Raw genomic sequence first — 26,314 nt, 5'->3', positions numbered from 1 at the left:
AAGCTCTCGCAGCTCAACGGGTAAAAATAGCGTCGCGGAGTGCTGTTTAGGCCTGTTTGTGGTTAATGAAGCAAGAAAAGACCGCCTCGAACTCCAGGGAGGAGACGAAGCGGTCTTTTGTTAAGTGCCTAGCGCCGAATTACTTCTTCAGGCCATCAATGATGTCGTTGAAGGCAGCGACTGGGCGCATGACCTCGGCTAGCTTCTCCTCGTTCGGGGCGTAGTAGCCGCCGAGGTCGACGGGGGAGCCTTGGACGTCGAGAAGCGCCTGCTCAATCTCGCCTGCCTTGGCCTCGAGGGACTCAGCAACTGGCTTGAAAGCCTCGGCCAGCTCGGCGTCGTCGGTCTGTGCAGCCAGCTCCTTGGCCCAGTTAAGGGTCAGGAAGAAGTGGGAGCCGCGGTTGTCGTTCTCGCCCACCTTGCGGGACGGGGACTTGCCAGCATCCAGCAGGGTCTCGGTGGCCTTGTCCAGAGCAGCGGCCAGCACGCCGGCCTTGGCGTTGCCGTTGGTGTTGTGCTCGTGGCGGAAGGACTCAGCCAGGGCCAGGAACTCACCGAGGGAGTCCCAGCGCAGGTGGTTTTCTTCCTGGACCTGCTGGACGTGCTTCGGGGCGGAGCCGCCGGCACCGGTCTCGAACAGGCCACCGCCAGCCATGAGCGGAACCACAGACAGCATCTTTGCGGAGGTGCCTAGCTCGAGGATGGGGAAGAGGTCGGTGTTGTAGTCACGCAGAACGTTGCCGGTGACCGAGATGGTGTCCTCGCCCTTGCGGATGCGCTCGACGGAGATCTTGGTCGCGGTGACCGGATCCTCGATGGAGATGTCGAGACCCTCGGTGTCGTGGTCCTGCAGGTACTTGTTGACCAGCTCGATGAGGTTGGCGTCGTGGCCGCGCTCCGGGTCGAGCCAGAAGATGGCCTTCATGCCGGACAGGCGAGCACGGTTGACGGCCAGCTTGACCCAGTCCTGGATCGGGGCGTCCTTGGTCTGGCAAGCGCGCCAGATGTCGCCCTCCTCCACGTCGTGGGAGATAAGGGCCTCACCCTTGGAGTTGCGGACCTCAACGGTGCCGGCAGCCGGCACCTTGAAGGTCTTGTTGTGGGAGCCGTACTCCTCAGCCTTCTGTGCCATGAGGCCGACGTTCGGGACGGTACCCATGGTGGTCGGATCGTAGGCGCCGTTAGCCTTGCAGTCCTCGATGACTGCCTGGTAAACGCCGGCGTAGGAGGAATCCGGGATGACGGCGAGGGTGTCCTGCTCCTCGTCGTTCTTGTTCCACATGTGGCCGGAGGTGCGGATCATAGCCGGCATGGAGGCATCGATGATGACGTCGGACGGAACGTGCAGGTTGGTAATACCCTTGTGGGAGTTGACCATGGCGAGGTCCGGACCGTCGACAAGCGCGTCGTCGAAGGCAGCCTTGATCTCAGCACCGTTCTCGAGCTTGTCCAGACCCTCGTAGATAGCGCCCAGGCCGTTCTCGCCGTTGAGGCCAGCAGCCTCGAGCTCCTCGCCGTACTTCTCAAAGACATCAGCGAAGAAAGCGCGGACGACATGGCCGAAGATGATGGGGTCAGACACCTTCATCATGGTGGCCTTGAGGTGAGCGGAGAAGAGCACGCCCTCTTCCTTGGCACGGGCAACCTGAGCCTTGAGGAACTCGTCGAGTGCCTTGGCGGACATGAAGGTGCCGTCGATGACCTCGCCCTTGAGGACCGGCAGCTTCTCCAGCAGGGGCTGCTCGCCCTCGGCGGTCTTCAGAACGATGGAGAGGGTGTCCTCCTCCGGCATGATGACGGACTTCTCGTTGTGGCGGAAGTCGTTAGCGTCCATGGTGGCCACGTTGGTCTTGGAATCAGCGGACCACGCGCCCATCTTGTGCGGGTTCTTCTTAGCAAAGTTCTTGACTGCAATCGGGGCGCGGCGGTCGGAGTTGCCCTCACGCAGAACCGGGTTCACAGCGGAGCCCTTGACGGCGTCGTACTTCTCCTGAGCCTCTTCGTACTCCGGGAGATCAAAACCGGCTGCCTGCAGCTCAGCGATGGCCTTCTTCAGCTGCACCAGGGAAGCGGAGATGTTCGGCAGCTTAATGATGTTGGCTTCCGGCGTCTTGGCCAGCTCGCCGAGCTCAGCCAGGGCATCGGAGACCTTCTTGTCACCAAGGCGCTCCGGGAACTGGGCCAGGATGCGGCCGGCTAGGGAAATGTCGCGGGTTTCCACCTCGATGCCTGCGGTGGACGCGAAGGCCTCCACGACGGGCTTGAAGGAGTAGGTCGCCAGCAACGGCGCCTCGTCGGTACGGGTCCAGATAATCTTTGCCATGGTTCTCCTAAAGAAGTTGAAAACTGTTCAACCTCACAGGATACCTGTCTTATTTTCTCGCGGTGCCGGTCCCCCTGTGACTCGCGCCACCCGCGGGAGGGGTCTGTGTACTTGGCACAGCCTTTCCGGCTGGACTTACGAGCTCGGGAGGGGAAGTACTAAGGTCTGCCCCCGTGAAACCGATGAATACCAGTATCCAACGCCGTCCCGTCCCGCGCCAGACGGAAATCTCCGCGACGCGCCGCACCATCGTGATGATCGCCATGGCGCTGGGTGCCTTCGCCATCGGCACCACCGAGTTCACCTCGATGGGCCTGCTGCCACTCATCGCGGATGATTTCGGTATTATGGAAGACACGGCGTCGGTGGTTATCTCCGTCTATGCGCTTGGTGTCGTCGTGGGCGCGCCAGTGATTGCGGCGCTCACGGGCAAACTTCCACGCCGCCGACTGATTATCCTGCTCATAGGCTTTCTACTCGTGGGTAACCTGCTGACGGCCCTGGCCCCGAACTACGGTGTTCTGCTGGTGGCGCGCTTCATTGCGGGTCTGCCGCATGGCGCATACTTTTCCGTAGCTAATCTGGCGGCGGCCTCGATGGCCCCACCGGGCAAGCAAGGGTTTGCCATGTCGATGGTGGGCATGGGGCTTTCCGTTGCCACCGTGATCGGTGTCCCGGCAGCCCAAGCGTTGGGCCAGGGACTGGGCTGGCATTCGGCGTACTACTTAGTCGTGGTCCTTGCAGCCTTAACGATGGTGCTGCTCTTTTTTCTCTTCCCGCACATGACGCGTATGCCGGAAACGGATATGTTCACCGAGCTCGGCGCGCTGAAGAACAGCCAGGTTCTGCTCACCGTATTCCTCGGCACCGTCGGCTTTGGCGGCATGTTCGCCGTCTACACCTACATCACGTGGACCATGACGGAGGTCGCCGGTATGGACCCGAACCACACCTGGATTGTGCTCATGGCCTATGGCATCGGTATGACTGTCGGCAACGTTGCTGGCGGTGCGCTGGCGGACCGAAACCTGGAATTTGGCATCATCTTTGCTCTCATCTGCATGGTCGGTGTGTCCGTGGCCTTCTACTTCCTGGCGCACAACGCGTGGGCGGGCACGATTGCCTTTGGTGTCTTGGCCTTCTTCGGCTCCATCCTCGTTCCTTCCCTGCAGTTGCGCTTGGTGAACGTGGCGGGGGATGCGCAGACCCTCGCGGCGGCGTTGAACCAGTCGGCCCTCAATATCGCCAATGCGGCGGGTGCTGCTATCGGCGGTGCGGTCGTGGGCGCAGGTTATTCCTATAACTCCACCGCCCTCGCTGGTGCGGGGTTGGCGGTGGCCGGCTGCATCACCTGGGTTATCACCATGTGGGACAAGCGCCGCCGCGGCCCTTCCGTGAAGATTATTGAACAGAGTTAGACTGGCCGGCATGAGTTTCACCATCGCCTCCGTCAACGTTAACGGCATCCGCGCGGCCTGCAAACAGCGCAATGAGAACAACCCGGGTATGAACGCGTGGTTGGAGACCACGCCGGCCGACGTCGTCCTCATGCAGGAGGTGCGCGCCAACCCCGAGCAGACCCAGAAGGCCCTGGCCCCAGCCCTGGAGGCCGGATGGAACCTGGTGCAGGCCGAATCCGCCGCCAAGGGCCGCGCGGGTGTGGGAATCCTATCGAAGCACGCGCTTGGCGACGTCGCCGTGGGCTTCGGCTCCTTCGCCGAATCCGGCCGCTTCATCGCCGCCACCGTGGAAGGCGTGCGCGTGGCCTCTTTGTATCTGCCCTCCGGCGATACTGATTCCCCGAAGCAGGATGAGAAGTACCTTTTCTTGGATGAATTCTCTGAAGTTTTGGATGAGATGGCCGCGACGTATCCGGAGTCTGTTATCGGCGGTGATTGGAACATCTGCCACCGCGCCCAGGACTTGAAGAACAACAAGCCCAACGAGAAGAAGTCCGGACACTTGCCGGAGGAGCGAGCCTTCATGGACCGCGTTTTTGGCTCTTTCCCGGATGATGAGCCCCAGGAGAAGAAGGGGCTTGGGGACTGGCTCGGCGTGGTGGACTACGAGACCAAGACCGCCTGGGAGGCGGCCAAGGATCCGCAATGGTTTGACGTCGCCAGGCGCCTGCACCCGGAGGCCGAGGGGCCCTATACCTGGTGGACCTACCGCGGCCAGGCTTTCAACAACGACGCCGGGTGGCGCATTGACTATCAGGCTGCCACGAAGGCCATGCTGGAGCGCGCGCAGCGCACGTGGGTGGAGAAGGCGCCGACGGTGGAGGAGCGCTGGTCCGATCACTCTCCGCTTCTGGTGGAGTACAAGTAGCCCACGCCAAGTAGTGGTACGATAATCCCGTCTTAACGTCCTTTCTATTTCGCAGGAGATGCTCATGACCCGCGCAATCATCTACTTTGTCCTCGGCGCTATTCTGCTTGCCCTGGGTATCTGGTGGTGGACCATCGTCGGACCGTCCTTTGCCTTCCTTGGCCCGATCGTCCTCCAGGGCGTTGGCGGCGCGTTCATGGTGGCCGGTTTTGCCGTCATGATGGACGTCATTAGCCCGACCTCCCGCAAGATTTAATCGACGCAGCGCCTCCCCGGCGGAGGCGGCAGAGTAGAGTGATCAACCATGACTGACTCCACTTCTGCATCGACCTCCGCTTCTCGAGTCCTCTCTGGCATTCAGCCCACGGCGGACTCCTATCACCTGGGTAACTACCTTGGAGCGCTCAAGCAGTGGATTGACCTGCAAGACTCCCACGAGGCTTTTTACTTCATCCCGGACCTGCACGCCATCACGGTGGAGCAGAATCCGGAGGAGCTGCGCCACCGCACCGTGGCGGGCGCCGCGCAGCTCATCGCATTGGGTATTGACCCGGCGAAATCCACCCTCTTTGTACAATCCCACGTCCCCGCACACGCGGAGCTGACGTGGGTTTTGCAGTGCCTGACCGGCTTCGGTGAGGCCTCCCGCATGACCCAGTTCAAGGACAAGTCCCTCAAGCAGGGCCAGGACCGCACGTCCGTGGGCCTTTTTACCTATCCCGTCCTGATGGCCGCGGATATCCTCCTGTATTCCCCGCACTATGTGCCGGTGGGGGAGGACCAGCGCCAGCACCTTGAGCTCACCCGCAACCTGGCGGAGCGCTTCAACAACAAGTACGGCGAGGTCTTCCGCGTGCCGGAGGCCTTCATTCCGGAGGGCTCGGCCAAGATTTATGACCTGCAGGAGCCAACGGCCAAGATGTCGAAGTCGGGCGCAAACCCGAAGGGCATCGTAAACCTGCTCGATGCTCCCAAGACCTCCGCCAAGCGCATCAAGTCCGCGGTGACCGATGACCTTGGCGTGGTGGCCTTTGACCGCGAGAAGCAGCCCGGTGTGTCCAACCTGCTGGCCATTCAGTCCGCGCTGACTGGCGAGAGCATCCCGGACCTCGTGGACAAGTACGAGGGCCAGGGCTATGGCCACCTGAAGGTGGACACGGCGGAAGCACTTGAGGCTTTCACCACTCCGCTGAAGGCTCGCTACGACGAGCTCATGGAAGACCGCGGCGAGTTGGAGCGTATTTTGGCCAAGGGCGCCGAGCACGCCACGGAGATTGCCACCCCGCTCGTGGACAAGGTCTACGAGGCGGTGGGCTTTCTCCCCGCGCGTCGCGGCTGAGTTGGCTAGCATGATGAAGACTGTGTAGAGGATTCTGTAACTTATTTCTGTAATTCATAAAAAGGGGAAAGCCTGTGGCGCCAACGACTCAACCCGATGAGAAGAAGACCGATGATTACGGCATCGAGCGTGCTTATGCCGATGAGCCGGGAGCGGTAGATAAGGTCCGCGAGAAGTCCGGTTTTATCGACCACATCATGAAGATGCTGGATCGCTACGGTAGCCAAGGCGGCAACCAGTTCGCGGCCGGAATTACGTATTTCTCGGTTCTTGCTATCTTCCCCATCTTCATGCTCACGGTGGCAGCCATCGCCACCGTGTTGGCCAATCGCCCCGATCTCATGCAACAACTGGAAGAGCAGATCGCGAACGCCGTGTCGGGCGATCTGGGGGATTCGATTACGGAGCTTCTCCATACCGCGATTGAACAGCGCGGTGCGATGTACGGCATCGGTGGCCTCACCACCCTGTGGTCTGGGCTCGGCTGGATGAATAACCTGCGCATCGGCATTTCGGCGATGTGGATGCAGGATCCGACTGACGCCCCGGGCAACTTTGTGACCAAGAAGCTCAGCGACCTGCTGGGGCTCATCGGCCTGCTCGTGGCCATGGTTATCGCCTTCGGCGTGACGGCGGCGGGCTCCTCCGGACTGACCCAAAAGATCTTCGAGTGGGTTGGTATCGAGTCCTTCCCAGGAATGGGAACGGTGCTGGTTATCGCCGGCATCGTGATCGGTCTCATCGCTAACTTCCTCGTCTTCTGGTGGATGGTGGCTTTCCTGCCGCGCACGAAGGTGCCCACCAAGTCTGGTCTGAAGGGCGCGGCTATCGGCGCTGTGATCTTTGAGGCCATCAAACAGCTGTCCACCGTCATCATGTCCTCCGCGGCAGGCAACCCAGCCGGTGCCGTGTTTGGCCCGGTGATCGTCCTCATGGTGGTCATGTACTTGGTCTGGCGCGTCGTGCTCTATGTTTCCGCATGGACGGCTACTACTGAAGAATCTCTCGAACTGCTGGTTCCGCCGGTTCCGGATCAGGCAGTCATCCGCGTCCGCAACGAGATCCGCCAGGGCCCGAACACGGGCGTGACCTTGGGCGCCGGTGCTGCCCTTGGTGCGGCCGCCGCGGGTGCGTGGGCCCTGCTGCGGCGAAAGTAGGGCGGGATGCTACCAGCGTCTTTTGCCCCGAACCTTTATGCGCACTTCACCCTGGATTCGCGCGCGACCTCACGCGAGCTCAGCGTGCAGCTAGCGGCTGCTGACGCCCACCTCGAAGGCCTCGGCTACCTCCCCGAGGACTCCGAACGCGAGGAACTCGCCGTTGCCGCCCGCATTCTCTGCGAGCCCTCGTCCCGAGCCAGCTATGACCAAATGATGGAATCAGGTGCTCGGCTCACGTGGGCGCAGCTCGATGACTACGCCACTACCGGCCGCTGGGGCGAGAGCCATCATGCTGCCACACCCGCCGCGCCTGTTCAGGACGCCCCGCGCGCTACTCCCGGTACCCGAGTGCTTTTGGCCGTCATCGACTACGTCATTGCGGCGATTGGTGTCTCCCTCTTGCTAAGCGTCGGGGTGTACAACTCCACTCTCAATGAGGTCTGGCTCACCAGTTTCTCGGGGATCATCACGGTGGCCTATTACATCTGCTTCGAAGTCCTAGTTGGGGCAACGCCGGCGAAGCTGATAGCTGGATACACGGTGCGCGATGTCACCACCCACAACAAGCTCACCTGGCAGCAGAGCATCAAGCGCAACTGGTGGCGCGTGGCCTCCCTCGTGCCGCTCATCGGCCCGCTCATTGCCTTCTTTGGTGCCCTGTACGTGGTGACCACGATTGGTCCGAAGAATGCGCTGCGCGGCCAGCACGACATTATGGCTAACGCCGAAGTAGTGAAAAAGTAGCAACCACTACGACCAGGAGAGCGACGAGCCCTGCCACGAGCCACCCAATCCAGCCCTGCGAGTCCCCAAAGGATGAAGACCCCGCAGTCGCCTCCGGGGTGGCGGGCGTGGACGGCGTGGTAGGAGCCGGGGTGGTTGGTGCAGATTCCGAGGGCTCCTCTTGTCCAGCCGCGAAATCATCCACAAGCCCTACGCCATCGCCGGGGCGGACGTCGGAGGCTTCGTCGAGAAGCATCTGCGCCTGCTCCCAAGCGCGGAAACCATGCTCGACGGTTGTATCGAGGAGGACCGCCTGCAGGCGGCGCCCGCCGCGATTAATCGCGCCGACGAAGGTATGGTGCGCGTCCTCGGTATAGCCCGTCTTGCCGCCGATACCGTCCGGGTCGTTGAGGAAGAGCCCATTGTCGTTCCACAGCTCATAACCGGGCATGTCACCCCAGCCGGGAAACTCCACGTGCTCGGTATCGACGATGCGCGCGAAGGTGTCGTTGGCAAAAGCCGCGCGGTAGATCAACGAGATATCCGCCGCGGACGTCGACATGCCTGCCGCGTCCAAACCGGAGTAGCTCGCCGCCACCGTCGAGCGCGTGCCAATCTCCTGTGCCTTCGCGTTGACTTTCTCCAGCGCCTTCTCATCCCCGCCAACAGCCTGCGCGAGGGCGTGCGCGGCGTCGTTGCCGGAAGCCATGAGTAGACCCTGTAAAAGCTGCTCCACGGTATAGACACCATCGGGGCCGAGGCCGACGGCGGAGCCTTCGACGGAGGCGTCGTCAAGCGTGGCGGTGATGCGCTGGTCCAGGGGCAGCTCTTCGATGACCACGAGCGCCAGCAGCGCCTTGATGATGGAGGCTGGGCGGTAGCGCCCGTTGGGATCCTTCATGGCGATGATTTCGCCAGTATCCAGGTCGCTAACCATCCACGCCGAAGCCACAACGTCCTTATTGACCCGAAAACCGCGCGGGGCTGTCACACCGCACGCAGCGCCCTCAACCGCGGGAAGGGGAGTGGGCGCTTCCTGGCCAGGTGCCAACCTCTCAGAGGTGGTCGTCGGTTCCTCGGGAACAAGGGAATGCGGGCAGGAGTCGGTATCCGGCGCGGTGGTGCGCGTGGGCGATGAGGACTCTTCCTCTTCTGCAAACGCGGGCGGCGTCGCGGCCAAGGCGAGGGCAGTGAGGATCGCGGGGACATGTTTCATAGCGTGCTTAATCCTAGACCGCGTCCTAGGATGATCCTCATGCATGACGCACCTCTGATTAGCCCCGAAAATAAAGACTCCGGCGCTGAGATTTTCGCCGGCCTGCCCAAGGTGACGCTCTTGGCGCCGTTGCCCACGGATGCTTCCACCCCAGAGGAGCTCCGCGCGGCCACGCACGCTGTTGTGCAGGCGCTTGCCAGCGACCACGTGGTCTACGCCGAGCTCCGCCTGCGCCCCAGTGCTTTCTCCTTCGGTGCCGCCGAGGCGCTCGCTGCAGCGCGGGAAGGACTCGACGTTCCCGGAATTGATGCTCGCCTCATCGTTGAGGGCGATGCCAATAGCTGGGATGTAGGCGAAGGCGTTGCCGGTGCTGCGCTGACAAAGTTGTCTGCGGCTGAGAAGCTCCGCGCAGATTTCATCCCGTGGGAGCGGGACGTTGCCTCCTATGAGGATGCCGTGGTGGCTGTGCAGGCGGGTGCGACACGCCTTGTGCACGCCACTGATCTTGTCGATGACTTCAGCGCTGATCTCGACGGCGTTCGCCCTGGCAAGGCATCCGCGTGGGTGCGGGATCGCCGCATCGCGTTGACCTTCGCGCCGCTGGAGGAGCTGCCCGCAGAGGAGCTGGCTGACCATCCTCTGCCGCTGCTGCAGCAGCTTGGCTTTACCTGCACCGTGGCAGGCGAGAAGCTCAGTGACGTTTTCCTGGCCCTGAGCGAGACCTTCGGCTATGGGCTGGAGGAGTTCTTCGATCTCACTATCAAGGCGATTGAGAACTCTTTTGCCAGTGAAGAAGACCGCCAGCGCCTCATCGAGCAGGAAATCCTACCCGCCTACGAGGAGCTAGCGGATCCGGAATTCGCGGAAGACGCTTCTGATGTGAACGCTTCCGAAGCGGAAGAAGACAGCGAGTCTTCCGAGTAAAAACTAGAAGCGGGAGAAGCGCTTCGTCAGCATTTCCTCCAGGCCCTTCCAGGACTCCGCGTGCTCGGTGTAGGGCTTGGAGGGCACGTAGCCTGCGTGCTCGGTGGAACCCAGCATGTAGCCCAGGTAGTCCTGGAAGCGCGGGTTCTGCAGCATGTAGGAGTTGATGGAGTCATCCCCGGCCCAGTCGGCGGCATCTGCGCAGACCTCGTAGCAACGGCTCATCTGGTCCGTATCAACGGATTCGGGGCCCTTTTCAATATCGCGGACAATGCCGTAGAAGCTGTACTGGTTATCCGGGTGAACGGTGACCTCGAGCTCACCAGCGTTCGCTGCGGCAACGACTTCCTCCCAGGTGGATACCTTTGCTAGGTCGTGGTCATCGTTTTCCATGATCCAGCGCACCAGCACCTTGGAGCTGGGGAAGGTGAAGATTTCGCCCCACTTGCCCAAGAAAACCGGCTTGCCGTCGAGGTAGGTGCGCAGGGTGTAGACCGTCCTCTGATCGGCGGTGATCTTCACCGGGTCGATGCCCGCGGCTGCCCAGGGGGAGCTGTCATAAGGATCGGCGGATTCTGCGGCGGCCTTGCGCTCTTCCTCGGCCTTCTTGCGGGCTTCCTCTGCTGCTTCGCTGGCGGCGGAGATGCGGGTGGCGGCGTTGGTGGTTGCATCCTGGGTGAAGTCAGAGGAAGGAACGACCTTGACCACCTTGTCGAGGTCTTCGATGACCGAGCGCCAGTTGCTGTGGATAACGCGGCCCACGCCGGACCACTCACTCATGCCCTGTTCACCGGCGTAGTGATCGGCTCCGCGGGCAGGGTTGCGCAGGATGGAGTGCGATGCGAAGAAGATGACGGTGTGTTCCGCGGCGCAGACCTCCGCTAGTGCCTGTGCAATCTCCAGGCAGCGTGCGACGGTGGACACGTTCTCGTGGCTGGGGCGGCCGGCCAGGTGCTTCGGCATGCCGATGAGGTCGTAGACGCGTTTCTTTTCTGGCACGACACGGTCCGCCGCTTGGGAATTAAAGGCTTCCCACTTCGGGTGGTCGAGCAAGTCGTGCTTCGTGCCGGATTCGAGGAAGCAGAGCATCTCGGCTTCGGTGTTAAAGAGCAGGACGGATTCGTCGTCACCGAGAAAGGCCTGCCACTCGGAACCGTTCTGGCGCCACTTTGGCGCCCATAGGGTATAAAAATCGCCCTCAGAAAGGGAGAGCTTGATGGGGACAATAGCGCGGGTGTTCATGGGCAAATAGTCTACCCTGTGGGCCTCCAGAAGCCTTTGAAAGCCATCCCCATGTTGTTGGTGCGCAGTGGATTGGTTTGCACGGGGCTGCCGGCCTCCACCATCTGCCCGTCACCGGAGTACATGGCCACATGCCCATCCCACACAACGAGGTCGCCGGGCTGCAGCTCATCCGCGCTCACCTGGCGGCCCACGGTCTGGCTTTCAGCGGTGCGCGGCAGTTCCACCCCAGCCTGGCGCCAAGCCCATTGGGTTAGCCCCGAGCAATCGAAGCTGCCGTTGCCGGTGCCGCCCCATCCATAGGGTGTGCCCAGCTGGGAGAGTGCGGCTTGCACCGCGGCCTGGCCTTGCGCGCTTCCTTTGCTATCAGAGGACGAGGACGTGGTCAGCGCGTGGCGTGCTCCGCCTTCCTCCTGCGGACCGCGCACTGAAGGGCGCACCGCGCGTTGTGCAATGGGCACGAGGGGCGCGGCCGCCTGAAGGAGCTCCCCGGCCAGCTGCTTTACGCGCAGCATCGCCTTGCCGACGTACTCCATTGCCAAGGCCTGCAAAGCCGAGCGGGCTGCGGCCTGTGTGGCTGGGTTGGGGATGAGCAAGCCCAAGGCTAAAGGCAGTCCGCGCTGGAGCAGCTCGAATCCCAGCCCGATGAGGTCCCTGACGGCCGCCGAGATGAGCCCGCGCGCGGAATCTAGCGCAGAGCGCGCCGTGGAAAGGTCCTCGGTGGCCTGGCGTGCGGTGGCGAAAAGCGCCCGCGGATCTCCGTGCGCTATCTCCGCTAAGGGCCCGGCAGCAGTGAGATCGGGCACAGTGGGCAGGGAGACATCGGGAAGCTGTGCCGGCTGCATCCGGGCGATGTGAGCGAGTGCTGACTCCAACATCACAGACCTCCACAGGCGCTAGCAAGAGCACCGTCAGCGTCCTCGGCCTCGCGGGCCATGCGGAAGCTGGAGTCCGCCACAGCTCCGGCATCCGCCCTGACCTGGGCAAGGCGGGCAGCGAGGTTTTCCATGGCGGAGTTAAATGCGCCGGTGAAGCCACCCAGAACGGAATCTATAGGTAACGCAGGAGGGGGAGTGGCGGAGGCTTGGGAGACGGTGGCCAGTTCGTGTGCCAGCCGGCGGGTGTATTCGGTGTCAATAGTGAATGTGTCAAAGCTAGTCATGCCTTTTTAGACTGCGCCGCCCGCTGATCGGTTCCCGGCGGATTCTTATACAGTGAAGGGCATGGATATCCACGTAGTAGACCACCCCCTCGCCGCCTCCCGGCTCACGCTGATGCGTGATGCCCGCAGCGATAACACCGCTTTCCGTGCCGCCCTGCGAGACCTGGGCACCATGCTGGTGTATGAAGCAGCCCGTGATTTGCCCGTCGAGCATTTTGATTGCGTCACTCCCGTCGCCACGGCGGAGGGCACCCGCCTGCAAAACCCGCCGATTATCGTGCCCATCATCCGTGCTGGTCTGGGCATGATTGACCCGGCCCTGTCCATGATTCCGGATGCCCAGGTCGGCTTCATCGGTATGGCGCGAGATGAGGAAACCCACGAGCCGGTGCCTTATCTGGAGGCCCTACCGGAGGATCTCAGCGGCCGCAGCGTCTTCGTGGTTGACCCGATGCTCGCCACGGGTGGTTCCCTCCTGCACTCCCTGAAGCTCCTTGCGGACCGTGGCGCTACCGACATCACGGCGATTTGCATGGTCTCCGCCCAGCCGGGCGTTGATGCGCTGGCTAACTCGGGCTTGCCAGTTCGCTTGGTCACCGCAGCGATTGATCCGGCCCTCAACGAGGACGCTTATATCGTGCCGGGGCTGGGTGACGCCGGCGATCGCCTCTACGGCCCCCGTAATATCGACCTGTAGCGAAACCGTCGGTCAGGGCAGACCGCTCAGTATATCTAGCGTGTGACCTGCCCGGCTAACTGAACCGCATGGTCTAGTTGTAGACTCTTCCCAAGAGGAAACCACGGAGGAGGAAGCAGTGATCTCGGACTACGTCAGTGAGTGGTTCAGCAACCACCGCGCGGAGGTCATCGCGTGGCGCCGCCATATTCACCGCCACCCGGAGACTTCCAATAACGAGGTGGAAACCACCCGCTTCCTGTCCCGCACCCTGCGCGAGTACGGCTTGGAGCCGCATCTTTTCCCCGAGACCGGCCTCATGGTGGACATCGGCCCCGATACGGAACTCGGACGCCTTGCCTTCCGTGCCGATATTGATGCGCTCCCCGTCACCGAGGTTACCGGCCTCGAGTACACCTCCGAGGTCCCCGGCGTCATGCACGCGTGTGGGCATGACATACACACCACCATTGCGCTGGCCACGGCCTGCGCCCTGGCGGACCTTAATCGCGAGCATCCGCTAGATTTCGGTGTTCGTGTCATCTTCCAGCCCGCCGAAGAAGTCTGGGTAGGCGGCGCCACCGATGTCATCGAGTGGGGTGCACTCGAAGGCGTGAACTCCATCTTTGCCGTGCACGTCGAACCAAAGCTGCGCGTCGGGCGTATCGGCGTTCGCGCTGGGGCGATCACCTCCGCGACCGATGTTGTGGAAATCAACGTCTCCGGCCCCGGCGGGCATACCTCGCGCCCGCACTTGTCGGCGGACGTCGTCTATGCGCTGGGCAAGCTGCTGACGGACCTGCCAGGTTTGCTCTCACGCCGCGTCGATCCGCGCACCGGCACCGTCTTGGTCTTCGGCCAGGTGAATTCCGGCTATGCCCCGAACGCGATCCCTGAGACCGGCTCTGTGTCTGGCACTATGCGCACGGCAGACATCGGAATCTGGCGGGATATGCAAACGCTCTTCTCCGAGTTGGTGGAACAGGTGCTAGCGCCCCTGGGTGTGGAGCATGAGCTGGTCTACCACCGTGGGGTTCCGCCCGTGCTTAATGACGACGTCTCTACCGCCCTCCTTGCCAGCGCTGCCCAGGCCATTGACCCGCAGGCTGTGGTTCAGGCGCCGCAGTCTTCCGGCGGCGAGGATTTCTCGTGGTACCTAGAAAAGGTGCCCGGCTCCATGGCTCGCCTTGGCTGCTGGTCCGGTGAAGGCGAGCAGCATGATCTGCATATGGGTGATTTGGCCCCCGATGAGCGAGCCATCGGCGTGGGCGTCAAACTCTTCGGCTCCGTGGCGGAGCAGTTTGCCAACGTGGAGGATTAAGCGCCTAAGCACTACACTGTGACAAGGATTTCCCAGAGTTCTTATAGGCAGAATTTTAAAAAAGGAGCGACAGTGTCACAGGAAGCCCCCCGCATCGTAATCATCGGCGGTGGCCCCGCAGGCTACGAGGCTGCGACCGCCGGCGCCAAGTACGGCGCGCACATTACGTTGATTGAGGAACAGGGCCCCGGTGGCTCCTCCGTTCTCTTGGACTGCGTGCCCTCAAAGTCCTTCATCGCTGGCGCCAACATTCGCACCGACTTCCGCCGCGCCGATGACATGGGCCTGAACCACCAGCTCAGCTCCTTGCAGCTGAGCCTGGAGGCCCTCAACGGCCGTGTTCAGGCGCTGGCTGCTAACCAGTCCCGTGACGTCCGTGCGGGCCTAGAGAAGATCGGCGTCAAGGTCATTGATGGGCGCGCTGCCTTTTCTGAGGATCAGCATGGCGTGAAGGGGGCAGCGCACAAGGTTGATGTCACCCATAAGGATGGCACCACTGAGACCCTCGACGCGGACCTCGTCCTCGTTGCTACCGGTGCCACCCCGCGCATTCTGCCGGGCGCGCAGCCGGACGGCGAGCGCATCCTCACCTGGCAGCAGGTCTATGACCTCAAGGAGGAGCCGGAGCACCTCATCGTCGTCGGCTCCGGCGTGACCGGTGCTGAGTTCGTTTCCGCCTTCGCCGAGATGGGCGTGCGCGTGACCATGGTGGCTTCCCGCGACCGCATTCTGCCGCACGACGACGCCGACGCTGCCGACGTCCTCGAGACCGTCCTGGCTGAGCGCGGCGTGGAGCTGGAGAAGAACTGCCGCGTGGAGACGGTCTCCCGTACAGAAGACGGCAACGTCGTGGTCAAGACCCAGGATGGCCGTGAGATTCACGGCTCCCACGTCATCATGTCCATCGGTTCCATCCCGAATACCAAGAACCTCGGCTTGGAGCACGTTGGTGTGGCTACCACGAAGTCCGGTCACATCGAGGTTGACCGCGTTTCCCGCACCAATGTCGCTGGCATCTATGCCGCCGGCGACTGCTCCGACCTGTTCCCGCTGGCTTCCGTTGCCGCGATGCAGGGCCGTATCGCTATGTACCACTCCCTGGGTGAGGGCGTGTCCCCGCTGCGCCTGAAGACCGTAGCAACCGCCGTGTTTACCCGCCCAGAAATTGCTGCTGTGGGCTTTACCCAGGCGGAGATTGAGGCCGGTGAGGTTGCCGCCCGCACCATCACGATGCCGTTGAATACCAACCCGCGCGCCAAGATGCGCTCGCTGCAGCACGGCTTTGTCAAGCTCTTCTGCCGTGCGACCTCCGGCCGCGTCATCGGTGGCGTGATTGTTGCTCCGACCGCCTCCGAGCTCATTCTGCCCATCGCGGTCGCCGTGACCAACCAGCTCACCGTGAACCAGCTAGCGGATTCCCTGGCGGTCTACCCGTCCCTGTCCGGCACCATCACGGAGGCGGCCCGCCGCCTCGTTGCTCACGATGACCTTGAGTAAAGACCTCGCGTAAATCAGACCCGGGTCTGATTTATCTACGGCCCGCTCTTATAAGCCCAGTGTGCTCACCGCATGCTGGGCTTCTTCCATGGTGAACTGCTCGCCGTATTCGCTGGTGAGCTGCATAAGGGGTGGACATGAGAGAGAACCTCCTGCGTAGGTGAGGGAAGAGAGCTCGGCGGGGTGCCGAACAGCTCCTATCTTGGCAAGCCCACCGGACATCGCAGTAGGAAATTCGAAAGCCTAGGCGAAAATGAAAGAACTATGAGGTGGCATAAGCCGAAACCGGCGTGGCATTGAGGTCGAGGCTGACGGGCCGCCCCACCTGTGGGAAGGCACGCTGCGGGCACGCTGGACGTGGGCAGGCGGCGCAGCCGGGGCCGATGGGAGTCGCCTCAGAAGGGGAGAGGTTGAGCGCATCCGCGTAGACCACGCGATCCGCCTGTGCGATATCGCAGCCTAAGCCCACGACGAATTCTTTGCGCGGCGTGCCCCAGGCCTGGGCCTGGCCTTGGACGAAGCGCGCAATCCACAAGTAGGTGTGGTCATCGGGCATCGAGGCCACCTGCCTCGTGATGCGGTTGGGCGTTTCAAAAGCGCGGTGCACGACCCACAACGGGCAGGAGCCGCCGCTGCGGGCGAAGTGGAAAGCGGTGGAGGACTGGCGCTTGGAAATATTTCCTGCGCGGTCGGTGCGGATGAAGGAGAAGGGAACGCCTTGGTGGCCGGGTCGCTGTAACGTCGACAAGCGCTGCGCGGTGGTCTCGAAACCAGTGCCAAAGGCCGTCGCGATGACGTCGATGTCATAGCGCGTTTCCTCCGCAGTGGCGAGGAACTGGGTATAAGGCATGGTCACGGCGGCGGCAAAATACTGCGCGAGGCCCAGCGTGCCAATAGTCTGTGCTTCCTCGCCCGGCAATTCGGCGACGAGTTCCGCGCAATGCTCCGGGTAGGCCAGCAGGCAGTACTGGAGCGCCATTTCGAAGACGAGTTGGGATTCCGTAAGGCCCGCGCGCAGGTGCAACTCGCGGTCGTGGAAGGTGCGGCGGCGCGGGGACGAGGAGGAGAATCGCGTCGTGACACCGAATTCATCCTGCAAGACGGAAGCTAAGCGCCCGCGGCGCAGGACTCGGTCTCCGAGCGAATCGGAGAGCTCCTCGGCGGCTATGTCGAGGCTATGGACGTAGTTGTGGGCGTCGTAGAAGAAGTCACGGACCGCTTCGAAAGGGCCGGGTTCGGCGGGGGTGTGTGCGGCGGCGTCGACAAGCCGGGGTAAAAGTTCGGGGAAGCGCCCGCTTAAGTCAGTAAGGGTGGCTTCGGTGGCTTCGGGGAAGAGCTGGCGCAGCTCGGCGAGAGCGCGCAGATCGCGGTCCCCTGCAAAGTACGTGGCGTCAACGCCGAAGCGTTGGGTCAGCTGCAGGAGGACGGTGACGGTGAGGGGGCGCTGGTCATTTTCCAGCTGGTTGAGGTAGCTGGTGGATAGCCCCAGCTGCTTCGCCATGGCGGCTTGTGTGAGTTTGCGTTCCTTGCGTAGTGCGTGGATTCTCGCCCCCGCGTAGTGCTTGGTCACCGTCTGCTTCCTCCTAAAAGATTGCGCTAGCTGGGGATTCCACAAGTTTTGCAATTAACGCAAATCCCTGCAACAGATAGTCACAGTTTACACATGTGGCAGGTCACACGGGGTGGGGTTAGTGTGATGCCTATCGCAATCGTTGTTCTGGTCTAGGAGGGAATCCCGTTGATTAACCACGAAGTACGTACCCACAAGTCCGCCGAGGACTTTCCTATTGAAGAGCACTTGGCCTACAAGGTTGCCAAGGTAGCTGCCGATCCCGTCGAGGTTCCGGCCGAGACCACCGAGATGATCATCAACCGCATCATCGATAACGCCTCCGTGGCCGTCGCTTCCGCAACGCGCCGCCCGGTTGCCTCCGCCCGCGTCATTGCACAGGCCCACCCGGTGCAGGAAGGCGGCGCCACCATCTTCGGCGTGGACGGTAACTACTCCGCCGAATGGGCTGCGCTGGCCAACGGCACCGCCGTGCGCGAGCTGGACTACCACGACACCTTCCTTGCTGCCGACTACTCCCACCCAGGCGATAACATCCCGCCGATTCTGGCCGTGGCACAGCACAAGGGGCTGACCGGCAAGGACCTCATCCGCGGCCTGGCCACCGGCTACGAAATCCAGGTCAACCTGGTCAAGGGCATCTGCCTCCACGAGTGGAAGATTGACCACGTGGCACACCTTGGCCCGTCCGTCGCCGCGGGCATCGGCACCATGTTGAACCTCGACGTGGACACCATTTACCAGGCCATCGGCCAGGCACTGCACACCACTACCGCCACCCGCCAGTCCCGCAAGGGCCTGATTTCCTCCTGGAAGGCCTACGCCCCAGCCTTCGCGGGCAAGATGGGCATCGAGGCAGTGGATCGCTCCATGCGCGGCGAGGGCGCGCCGGCCCCCATCTGGGAAGGTGAGGACGGCTTCATCGCCTGGATGCTCCACTCCCCGGAGCGCACCTACACCGTCCCCCTTCCGGCGGAGGGTGAAGAAAAGCGCGCCATCCTGGACACCTACACCAAGGAGCACTCCGCGGAGTACCAGGCACAGGCCCCGATCGACATGGCCTTTGCCCTCAAGAAGACCCTCGCGGAGAAGGGCCTGAAGACGGAGGACATCGAGTCCATCGTCCTGCACACCTCGCACCACACCCACTACGTCATCGGCACCGGCGCTAACGACCCGCAGAAGATGGATCCGAACGCCTCCCGCGAGACCCTGGATCACTCCATCATGTACATCTTCGCCGTGGCCCTGCAGGACGGCGAGTGGGACTACGAGACCTCCTACTCCGACGAGCGCAAGCACCGTCAGGACACCATCGACCTGTGGCACAAGATTTCCACCGTTGAGGATCCAGAGTGGACCCGCCGCTACCACTCCAACGACCTGGATGAGAAGGCTTTCGGCGGCAAGGCCGTCATCACCTTCAAGGACGGCACTGTCATTGAGGATGAGCGCGCGGTAGCCGACGCCCACCCGCTCGGCGCCCGCCCCTTCGGCCGCGAGGAGTACATCAACAAGTTCAAGAAGCTGGCCGCTGGCAAGGTCTCGGAGGAGGAGCAGGAGCGTTTCCTCGCTGCCGCGCAGAACCTGGAGAACCTCACCGACCTGAACGAACTCAATGTTCGCCTCACCGACGAGGCCATCGCCACCGCACCCGAGACCCCGAAGGGACTGTTCTAAATGGCTGGCCTATTTGGCTCCACTATCAGCAACGCAGACAAGCGCAAGAGCTTTCGCGAGGCGCTGAATGCACCGGAAATCACCACGCTGCCGGGCGCCTTCAACCCGCTCACCGCGCGCCTTATCCAGGATCTCGGTGGCTTCGGCGGCGTCTACGTCTCCGGCGCGGTGCTGGCCAATGACCTGGGCCTGCCGGACATCGGCCTGACCACGCTCACCGAGGTAGCGCAGCGCGCCGGGCACATTGCCCGTGCCACGGACTTGCCTGTGCTTGTCGACGCCGACACCGGCTTCGGCGAACCCATGTCCGCCGCCCGCACGGTTGCCGCGCTGGAGGACGCTGGCCTGGCCGGCTGCCACCTGGAGGACCAGGTCAACCCGAAGCGCTGCGGTCACCTCGATGGTAAGGAAGTCGTGCCGACGGATCTCATGGTTCGCCGCATTACCGCCGCCGTCAATGAGCGCCGCGATGAGAACTTCATCATCTGTGCCCGCACCGATGCCGCCGGCATCCACGGCATCGATGAGGCCATCGAGCGCGCCAAGGCCTACGCCGATGCCGGCGCGGACCTCATTTTCACCGAGGCCCTCTACTCGCCGGAGGACTTCGAAAAGTTCCGCGCCGCCGTGGACACCCCGCTGCTGGCCAACATGACGGAGTTCGGCAAGACCGAGCTGCTGTCGGCTAAGCGCATTGAGGACTTGGGCTACAACGCCGTCATCTGGCCGGTGTCCACCCTGCGCGTGGCCATGGGTGCTACCGAAGAATTCCTCCGCGACATGCAGGAGACCGGACTGCAATCCGAGGAGTGGCTCGAGCGCATGCAGCACCGCTCCCGCCTCTACGAGCTGGTGCGCTACGACGAGTACAACGCCTTCGACCAGAGCGTGTTCACGTACTCCAAGGACAGCTACAAGCCCACCTTTGACTAATCCCCCCGGCCTAGCCCACACGCTAGGCCCCCCACTTAAGGAGAAACACCATGTCTGAAACCCCAGAGATCCGCAAGGGCCTGTACGGCGTTGTCGTCGACGAGACCGCCGTGTCCAAGGTTGTCCCGGAGACCAACTCCCTGACCTACCGTGGCTACCCGGTGCAGGAGCTGGCCCGCTACTGCTCCTTCGAGGAGGTTGCCTACCTGCTGTGGAATGGCGAGCTGCCGACCCAGGATGAGCTGGTCCGCTTCTCCGCCCGTGAGAAGGCACTGCGTCACCTGGACCGCCACCTCATCGACCTGATCACCTCCATGCCGAAGTCCTGCCACCCGATGGACGTGCTGCGTACCGCAGTCTCCTTCATCGGCTCCCAAGACCCGGAGGAGTACACCAAGGACTCCGAGCACATCCGCCGCACTGCGCTGGAGCTCATGGCGAAGCTGCCGACCATCGTCGCACTCGACATCCGTCGCCGCCGTGGCGAGGGATACCTCGAGCCTTCCCGTAAGAAGGGCTTTGCGGAGAACTTCCTGTGGATGGTCTTCGGTGAGGAGGAAGGCTCCCCAGCCCTCTCGCGCTCCGATATCGAGGCCTTTGATAAGTCCCTCATCCTCTACGCGGAGCACTCCTTCAACGCTTCCACCTTCGCTGCCCGCGTGGTGACCTCCACGATGTCCGATACCTACTCCGCTGTTACCGCCGCCATCGGCGCCCTCAAGGGCCCGCTACACGGTGGTGCTAACGAGGCCGTGATGAAGAACTTCCTGGAGGTCGGTGACCCGGCCAAGGCAGAGGAGTGGACGCTCAACAAGCTCAAGAACAAGGAGCTCGTCATGGGCTTCGGTCACCGCGTGTACAAGAACGGTGACTCCCGTGTTCCGACCATGGAGGCTGCCTTCCGCGAGCTGGCCAAGGATCACGGCCAGGAGCAGTGGGTGGAGATGTACGAGAAGATGGCTAAGACCATGTACGAGAACACCTCCATCAAGATCCAGCCGAACCTGGACTTCCCGGCTGGCCCCGCGTACCACATCTTGGGCTTCGACATCGAGTTCTTCACCCCGATCTTCGTGATGGCCCGCATCACTGGCTGGACCGCACACATCGTGGAGCAGAACGAGAACAACTCCCTCATTCGCCCGCTGTCTGCTTACAACGGCAAGGAGCAGCGCTCCGTTCCTCCGAAGCAGATCTAAGAGAAGCGGACCTAGTCAGCGTAAAACCAGCGCACGAAACTTTCTTCTCGTGGGCTGGTTTTCTTCTTTGTCCGACTATGTGCAGCGTGTGGATTCCTGTTGACATATGAGCCGATTCTCGCCCGCGTTGTCGCCTCGGACACTATCCTTGTCTTCGTATTGTTCCTATCTGAAAGGATCACTCCTAGTGTCTGATACCGCCCACAAGTCCTTCTCCAAGATCTTGGTGGCCAACCGCGGTGAGATTGCCGTGCGTGCCTTCCGCGCCGCCTTTGAGGTCGGTTCCAAGACCGTTGCAATTTATCCCAAAGAAGACCGCAACTCCTTCCACCGCGCCTTCGCGGATGAAGCCGTGCGTATCGGTACCGAGGGTCAGCCGGTCAAGGCTTATCTCGATATCGATGAGGTTATTCGCGCCGCCAAGAAGTCCGGTGCGGATGCCATTTACCCGGGGTATGGCTTCCTTTCAGAGCGTGCAGATTTGGCTCGCGCCTGCCGTGACAACGGCATCAAGTTCATCGGCCCCACGGCTGAGACCCTCGACCTGACCGGCGATAAGGCCGCCGCTGTGGCTGCAGCTGAGGAAGCAGGGCTGCCTACGTTGAAGGACTCGAAGCCCTCGACGGACGTCGACAAGCTGGCGGAATACGCCAAGGACTTTGAGTTCCCTGTCTTCGTGAAGGCAGTGGCCGGCGGCGGTGGCCGCGGCATGCGTTTCATTGAGAACGAGGCGGAGCTGAAGACCAAGTGCGCTGAGGCCTCCCGCGAGGCGGAGGCCGCCTTCGGCGATGGCAATGTGTACCTCGAGACCGCGGTCATTCGCCCGCAGCACATTGAGGTGCAGATTCTGGCTGACTCCCAGGGCAACGTCATGCACCTGTACGAGCGCGACTGCTCCGTGCAGCGCCGTCACCAGAAGGTCGTGGAGATCGCCCCGGCGCCGACGCTGGACCCGGAACTGCGAGATCGCATCTGTGCGGACGCCGTGAAGTTCTGCGAGCACATCAATTACGAGGGCGCTGGTACCGTCGAGTTCCTTGTTGATGAGAAGGGCAACCACGTCTTCATCGAGATGAACCCGCGCGTGCAGGTCGAGCACACCGTGACCGAGGAGGTCACGGGCGTGGACATCGTGAAGTCCCAGATGCAGATTGCCGCGGGCCTCTCCCTGGAGGAGCTGGGCCTCAAGCAGGAGGATATCCACATCACCGGCGCGGCCCTGCAATGCCGTATCACCACCGAGGACCCCTCCAACGGCTTCCGCCCGGATACCGGCACGCTGACCCAGTACCGCTCGCCGGGCGGCGCGGGCGTGCGTCTCGACGGTGCAACGGCCGTCGGTGCGGAGATCTCCCCGAACTTCGACTCGCTGCTGGTGAAGATGACCTGCCGCGGTGTCACTTTCGAGCAAGCCGTGGCCCGTGCGCAGCGCGCGCTCAATGAGTTCACCGTGGCCGGCGTGGCCACCAACATCGGCTTCCTGCGTGCTCTGCTGCGCGAGCCGGACTTCGTTAACACTCGCGTGGACACCAGCTTCATTCCGGAGCACCCGGACCTGCTGAAGGCCCCGCCGGCTGTGGACGAATCTGGCCGCATCATCGACTACATCGCTGACGTGACCGTCAACAAGCCGAACGGTGAGCGCCCGACCACCCTGCGCCCCTTCGATAAGCTGCCGGATCTGGACTTTAACTCCGAGCTGCCGCGCGGTTCCCGTGACGACTTGCTGGAGCTGGGCCCGAAGAAGTGGGCTGAAAAGATCCGTAAGCAGGACGCCCTGGCGGTCACCGATACCACCTTCCGCGATGCTCACCAGTCCCTACTGGCCACCCGCGTGCGCGGTACCGCTCTGGTCACGGCTGCTGAAGCCGTTGCCCGCATGACCCCGGAGCTGTACTCCGTAGAGGCGTGGGGCGGTGCCACCTACGACGTGGCTATGCGCTTCCTCAAGGAGGACCCGTGGGTGCGCCTGGATCTGCTGCGTGAGGCCATGCCGAACCAAAACATCCAGATGCTGCTGCGCGGCCGCAACACCGTGGGTTACTCGCCGTACTCCAACGACGTGTGCACCGGCTTCGTGCAGGAGGCTGCTAAGTCCGGCGTGGATGTCTTCCGCATCTTTGACGCGCTAAACGACGTCACCCAGATGCGCCCGGCTATCGATGCCGTCCTAGAGACCAACACCACCGTGGCCGAGGTTGCCATGGCCTACTCCGGCGACATGTGCTCCCCGGATGAGAAGCTCTACACGCTGGATTACTACCTCAAGCTGGCCGAGGAAATCGTCAACACTGGCGCCCACGTCTTGGCCATTAAGGACATGGCGGGTCTGCTGCGTCCGGAGTCCGCATCCAAGCTGGTCATGGCTCTGCGCAAGGAGTTTGATCTGCCGGTTCACGTGCACACGCACGATACCGCTGGTGGCCAGCTGGCTACCTACTACGCGGCGGCCCTCTCTGGCGCGGACATCGTCGACGGTGCCTCCGCACCGCTGGCGGGAACCACCTCCCAGCCATCGCTGTCAGCCATCATCGCGGCGTTCTCCAACTCTTCGCGTGACACCGGTATCTCCCTCAAAGCAGTCTCCGACCTGGAGCCCTACTGGGAGGCAGTGCGCCAGCTCTACCAGCCGTTCGAGAAGGGCATTCCTGGCCCGACCGGCCGTGTGTACCGCCACGAGATTCCGGGCGGCCAGCTGTCCAACCTGCGCGCGCAGGCTACCGCGCTGGGCTTGGAGGACCGCTTCGAGGTTATCGAGGACACCTACGCTGCGGTGAACGAGATGCTCGGCCGCCCGACCAAGGTGACTCCGTCCTCCAAGGTGGTCGGTGACCTCGCTCTGCACCTCGTGGGTGCTGGTGTGGACCCGGCTGACTTCGAGGCCAACCCCACCAAGTACGACATCCCGGATTCCGTCATCGCCTTCCTACGCGGTGAGCTTGGTACGCCTCCGGGTGGCTGGCCGCCGCTGCGCGACAAGGTCCTGGAAGGCCGCGCGCCTGGCGACGTCGCCGTCAAGCCCGTCCCCGAAGAGGAGAAGAAGCACCTGAGTTCGGATGATTCCACCGAGCGCCGTGCCTCCCTCAACCGCTTGCTCTTCCCGAAGCAGTTCGAGGAGTTCAACGAGTTCCGCCGCACCTACGGCAATACCGAGGCGCTGACGGATACCGTCTTCTTCTACGGACTGGAAGAAGGTAAGGACTACATTGTCCACCACTTCCCGGAGGGCTCCAACGACCGCGCAGACCTCAAGCCCATCACCTTGCGTCTTGATGCTATGGGTGAGCCGGACGAGAAGGGCATCCGCAACGTCGTACTCAACGTCAACGGCCAGATCCGCCCGCTCAAGGTTCGCGACAACAATGTGGAGTCCACTGTCGCCACCGTGGAGAAGGCTGACCCGTCCAACGAGGGCCACGTGGCCGCACCGTTTGCCGGCGTGGTGAACCCGACCGCCAAGCCGGGTGACGAGGTCAAGGCCGGCGACCAGATCGCCGTCATCGAGGCCATGAAGATGGAAGCCTCCATCTCCGCCACCAAGGATGGCACCATCGAGCGCGTCGCCATTGGCGCCGCCACCAAGGTTGAGGGCGGCGACCTCATCGCGGTCATCAACTAAAGGCCGACTTAGGTCATGGATGGGTGAGCAGCGTCATTCTTGGCGCTGCTCCCTGGTGGTTTTGGCGGTGGGATGGGATTCTTCCTCACTACATTGACCTAAGTCAGGAGGGCGCCTCGCAAAAGGCATCTGGCAGAAGTCATCTTTGGGTCCAAAAACGCCATCTGCACTGAGTAAAAGGCGTTTTCAGGCGTGAAAACGCCTTTTGACTGATGCCTTTTATCAGACGCCTTTTGCCAGATGCCTCCCGCATGTCGATGGAGGCACGTAGACGTTGCGCGTTGCGAGGGGAGCGAAGAAGCTAGTCGCGTTTTCGCGAAGATACGTGCAGTGTTATACGGAAACCGTCGTTGTGGCCCGACTTGGATCCGCGGTGGGTGAGCAACGTCGCTCTTCGCGCTGCCGTAGGCGCGCCGCGAAAGGTGTCGAGTATAGTCGACACTTCTAGGGGAAATCGAGAAAGCGTCGAGTATAGTCGACACCCTTTTGCGGACTTGTGCTGCTAGAAGCGCTTGAGCATCACGTGGGCATCCGGGCGGCCCGGGACGTCGATGTCGACGAAGCCCTCGGATTCATACAGCTTGCGGGCGCCGGTGTTCTCCGGCTCAATCCACAGCGATACCGCGGGCGCCTCCTGTGCCTCGGCGAGGTCGCAGGTGTTGCGCAGGAGGCGTCGCCCAGCGCCCAAGCCCCTGTAGCGGGACTCCACCGCAAGGAAGAGCTCGGGAATCTCCTCCGGATCCAGGTCGGTGGCCCACTGGGACTCATCAAAAGGATCGGCCTCTGGATTGCCGGTGTAAGCAGCACCCTTCGCTTCAGTGGTGTAGTAGCGCAGCCACGCGCCACCAACGGGCACGCGGTGGCTGGAGACGGCGATGACGCCGCCGTCGACATGGGGCGACCATTCATCGACGTACAGCCCCACGTCAGGCGTGTGGAAGTCCCCGATATGGGCGTCCTCGTCACCGAGGACATCGGCGAGGAAAAGAAGGCGGGAGAGGTAGGTACGGTCGTGCTCCTTGGCCAACCGTACACCGAACTCAGAATCGTTAACGCTCATGCCTTCCGAGGCTACTTGATCTCCAGAATCGGCTCGCCCTTATTGATCTGCGTGCCGGTGGATACCTTGAGGTCGGTCACGGTGCCGGATTTGTGGGCCTTGACAGGGTTCTCCATCTTCATGGCTTCGAGGATCACGACGACCTCGCCCTCTTCCACTTCCTGGCCCTCCTCGACGGCGACCTTGATGACGCTGCCCTGCATCGGCGCGGTCACGGTGTCACCGGACACGTTTGCCGACGCCCCCTTGCCACGACGCTTCTTCGACTTCTTGCGCTTGTTGCCACCGCCCAAGAGGAGGTTGCCCGGCAGGGCCACCTCGATACGGCGGCCGCCCACCTCG

The 26,314-nt window shown here is 62.5% G+C and carries 23 protein-coding genes; 14 read left to right on the top strand and 9 right to left on the bottom strand.

Features of this window, described 5'->3' with window-relative positions; all coding sequences use genetic code 11:
* Positions 1 to 139: 139 nt before the first annotated feature.
* Positions 140 to 2,323, bottom strand: a complete 2,184-nt coding sequence (locus HMPREF2896_RS06010) for an NADP-dependent isocitrate dehydrogenase (protein WP_070718455.1) — start codon at positions 2,321 to 2,323, stop codon at positions 140 to 142.
* Positions 2,324 to 2,505: 182 nt separating this feature from the next.
* Here HMPREF2896_RS06010 and HMPREF2896_RS06005 point away from each other — a divergent pair, with 182 nt between their 5' ends.
* The 6 genes from HMPREF2896_RS06005 (at position 2,506) to HMPREF2896_RS05980 (ending at position 7,894) form a co-directional block, all read left to right on the top strand.
* The gene (locus tag HMPREF2896_RS06005; protein ID WP_210388747.1) at positions 2,506 to 3,741 is read left to right on the top strand and encodes an MFS transporter; all 1,236 of its coding nucleotides are present in this window, start codon (positions 2,506 to 2,508) and stop codon (positions 3,739 to 3,741) included.
* Positions 3,742 to 3,751: 10 nt separating this feature from the next.
* Positions 3,752 to 4,651, top strand: coding sequence for an exodeoxyribonuclease III (locus HMPREF2896_RS06000; protein WP_070521404.1), 900 nt, complete (start codon positions 3,752 to 3,754; stop codon positions 4,649 to 4,651).
* Positions 4,652 to 4,715: 64 nt separating this feature from the next.
* The gene (locus tag HMPREF2896_RS05995) at positions 4,716 to 4,907 is read left to right on the top strand and encodes a hypothetical protein (protein ID WP_049157254.1); all 192 of its coding nucleotides are present in this window, start codon (positions 4,716 to 4,718) and stop codon (positions 4,905 to 4,907) included.
* Between the two features lie 48 nt (positions 4,908 to 4,955).
* Positions 4,956 to 5,990 (top strand): tryptophan--tRNA ligase, encoded by a 1,035-nt coding sequence (gene trpS / locus HMPREF2896_RS05990; protein ID WP_070446415.1) that lies wholly within the window; start codon positions 4,956 to 4,958, stop codon positions 5,988 to 5,990.
* Positions 5,991 to 6,064: 74 nt separating this feature from the next.
* On the top strand, positions 6,065 to 7,147 hold the full coding sequence (locus tag HMPREF2896_RS05985) for a YhjD/YihY/BrkB family envelope integrity protein (RefSeq protein WP_070521401.1): 1,083 nt from the start codon (positions 6,065 to 6,067) through the stop codon (positions 7,145 to 7,147).
* Positions 7,148 to 7,153: 6 nt separating this feature from the next.
* On the top strand, positions 7,154 to 7,894 hold the full coding sequence (locus tag HMPREF2896_RS05980; protein WP_070718446.1) for an RDD family protein: 741 nt from the start codon (positions 7,154 to 7,156) through the stop codon (positions 7,892 to 7,894).
* Here the strand turns inward: HMPREF2896_RS05980 and HMPREF2896_RS05975 are convergent.
* On the bottom strand, positions 7,869 to 9,089 hold the full coding sequence (locus HMPREF2896_RS05975) for a D-alanyl-D-alanine carboxypeptidase family protein (RefSeq protein WP_070446409.1): 1,221 nt from the start codon (positions 9,087 to 9,089) through the stop codon (positions 7,869 to 7,871). The genes HMPREF2896_RS05980 and HMPREF2896_RS05975 overlap by 26 nt on opposite strands.
* Before the next feature lie 39 nt (positions 9,090 to 9,128).
* Here HMPREF2896_RS05975 and HMPREF2896_RS05970 point away from each other — a divergent pair, with 39 nt between their 5' ends.
* Positions 9,129 to 10,013: an amidohydrolase family protein gene (locus HMPREF2896_RS05970; RefSeq protein WP_198530952.1), complete on the top strand. Its 885-nt coding sequence runs from the start codon at positions 9,129 to 9,131 to the stop codon at positions 10,011 to 10,013.
* Between the two features lie 3 nt (positions 10,014 to 10,016).
* Here HMPREF2896_RS05970 and HMPREF2896_RS05965 read toward each other — a convergent pair whose 3' ends face one another.
* Genes HMPREF2896_RS05965 through HMPREF2896_RS05955 form a run of 3 tightly spaced genes read right to left on the bottom strand, consistent with a single transcriptional unit; the run spans position 10,017 to position 12,417 of the window.
* Complete coding sequence (locus tag HMPREF2896_RS05965) at positions 10,017 to 11,255, bottom strand: hypothetical protein (protein WP_070446405.1); 1,239 nt, start codon at positions 11,253 to 11,255, stop codon at positions 10,017 to 10,019.
* Between the two features lie 11 nt (positions 11,256 to 11,266).
* Positions 11,267 to 12,133, bottom strand: coding sequence for a C40 family peptidase (locus HMPREF2896_RS05960; protein ID WP_070446404.1), 867 nt, complete (start codon positions 12,131 to 12,133; stop codon positions 11,267 to 11,269).
* Complete coding sequence (locus tag HMPREF2896_RS05955; protein WP_070521391.1) at positions 12,133 to 12,417, bottom strand: hypothetical protein; 285 nt, start codon at positions 12,415 to 12,417, stop codon at positions 12,133 to 12,135. Before HMPREF2896_RS05955 ends, HMPREF2896_RS05960 begins: the two co-directional genes overlap by 1 nt.
* A 61-nt stretch (positions 12,418 to 12,478) precedes the next feature.
* On the opposite strand from HMPREF2896_RS05955, the gene upp reads away from it, so the two are divergent.
* The 3 genes from upp to HMPREF2896_RS05940 all read left to right on the top strand — a co-directional run bounded on the left by upp (position 12,479) and on the right by HMPREF2896_RS05940 (position 15,911).
* Entirely contained in the window at positions 12,479 to 13,114 is a 636-nt protein-coding gene (gene upp, locus HMPREF2896_RS05950; RefSeq protein ID WP_010189385.1) for a uracil phosphoribosyltransferase, read from the top strand.
* Positions 13,115 to 13,232: 118 nt separating this feature from the next.
* Positions 13,233 to 14,414 carry a M20 family metallopeptidase gene (locus HMPREF2896_RS05945; RefSeq protein WP_070446401.1) on the top strand — a complete coding sequence of 394 codons (1,182 nt, stop codon included), beginning with the start codon at positions 13,233 to 13,235 and terminating at the stop codon, positions 14,412 to 14,414.
* A gap of 72 nt (positions 14,415 to 14,486) precedes the next feature.
* Positions 14,487 to 15,911: an NAD(P)H-quinone dehydrogenase gene (locus tag HMPREF2896_RS05940; protein WP_070446399.1), complete on the top strand. Its 1,425-nt coding sequence runs from the start codon at positions 14,487 to 14,489 to the stop codon at positions 15,909 to 15,911.
* Between the two features lie 48 nt (positions 15,912 to 15,959).
* Here HMPREF2896_RS05940 and HMPREF2896_RS12645 read toward each other — a convergent pair whose 3' ends face one another.
* On the bottom strand, positions 15,960 to 16,037 hold the full coding sequence (locus tag HMPREF2896_RS12645) for an Ltp family lipoprotein (protein WP_236659433.1): 78 nt from the start codon (positions 16,035 to 16,037) through the stop codon (positions 15,960 to 15,962).
* 136 nt (positions 16,038 to 16,173) lie between these two features.
* A complete protein-coding gene (locus HMPREF2896_RS05935; RefSeq protein WP_070521386.1) occupies positions 16,174 to 17,481 on the bottom strand; it encodes a short-chain fatty acyl-CoA regulator family protein in 1,308 nt (435 codons plus the stop codon).
* Positions 17,482 to 17,649: 168 nt separating this feature from the next.
* On the opposite strand from HMPREF2896_RS05935, the gene prpD reads away from it, so the two are divergent.
* The 4 genes from prpD to HMPREF2896_RS05915 all read left to right on the top strand — a co-directional run bounded on the left by prpD (position 17,650) and on the right by HMPREF2896_RS05915 (position 24,912).
* Positions 17,650 to 19,161, top strand: coding sequence for a 2-methylcitrate dehydratase PrpD (gene prpD / locus HMPREF2896_RS05930; RefSeq protein WP_070718443.1), 1,512 nt, complete (start codon positions 17,650 to 17,652; stop codon positions 19,159 to 19,161).
* Positions 19,162 to 20,094, top strand: a complete 933-nt coding sequence (gene prpB / locus HMPREF2896_RS05925) for a methylisocitrate lyase (protein WP_070521380.1) — start codon at positions 19,162 to 19,164, stop codon at positions 20,092 to 20,094.
* 50 nt (positions 20,095 to 20,144) lie between these two features.
* Positions 20,145 to 21,293, top strand: coding sequence for a bifunctional 2-methylcitrate synthase/citrate synthase (locus tag HMPREF2896_RS05920; RefSeq protein ID WP_070446391.1), 1,149 nt, complete (start codon positions 20,145 to 20,147; stop codon positions 21,291 to 21,293).
* Positions 21,294 to 21,480: 187 nt separating this feature from the next.
* Entirely contained in the window at positions 21,481 to 24,912 is a 3,432-nt protein-coding gene (locus HMPREF2896_RS05915; protein ID WP_070718440.1) for a pyruvate carboxylase, read from the top strand.
* Between the two features lie 502 nt (positions 24,913 to 25,414).
* On the opposite strand, the gene HMPREF2896_RS05910 is transcribed toward HMPREF2896_RS05915, so the two are convergent.
* Positions 25,415 to 25,972, bottom strand: a complete 558-nt coding sequence (locus HMPREF2896_RS05910) for a GNAT family N-acetyltransferase (protein WP_070644368.1) — start codon at positions 25,970 to 25,972, stop codon at positions 25,415 to 25,417.
* Between the two features lie 11 nt (positions 25,973 to 25,983).
* The coding region (locus HMPREF2896_RS05905; RefSeq protein ID WP_141754765.1) for a biotin/lipoyl-containing protein at positions 25,984 to 26,314 on the bottom strand (331 nt) is incomplete at its 5' end.

The organism is Corynebacterium sp. HMSC069E04 (assembly GCF_001813175.1).
GTDB classification, from domain to species: Bacteria; Actinomycetota; Actinomycetes; order Mycobacteriales; family Mycobacteriaceae; genus Corynebacterium; species Corynebacterium aurimucosum.
Note: the sequence above shows the minus strand (reverse complement) of the source record. Positions and strands in the feature narration are given on the sequence as shown.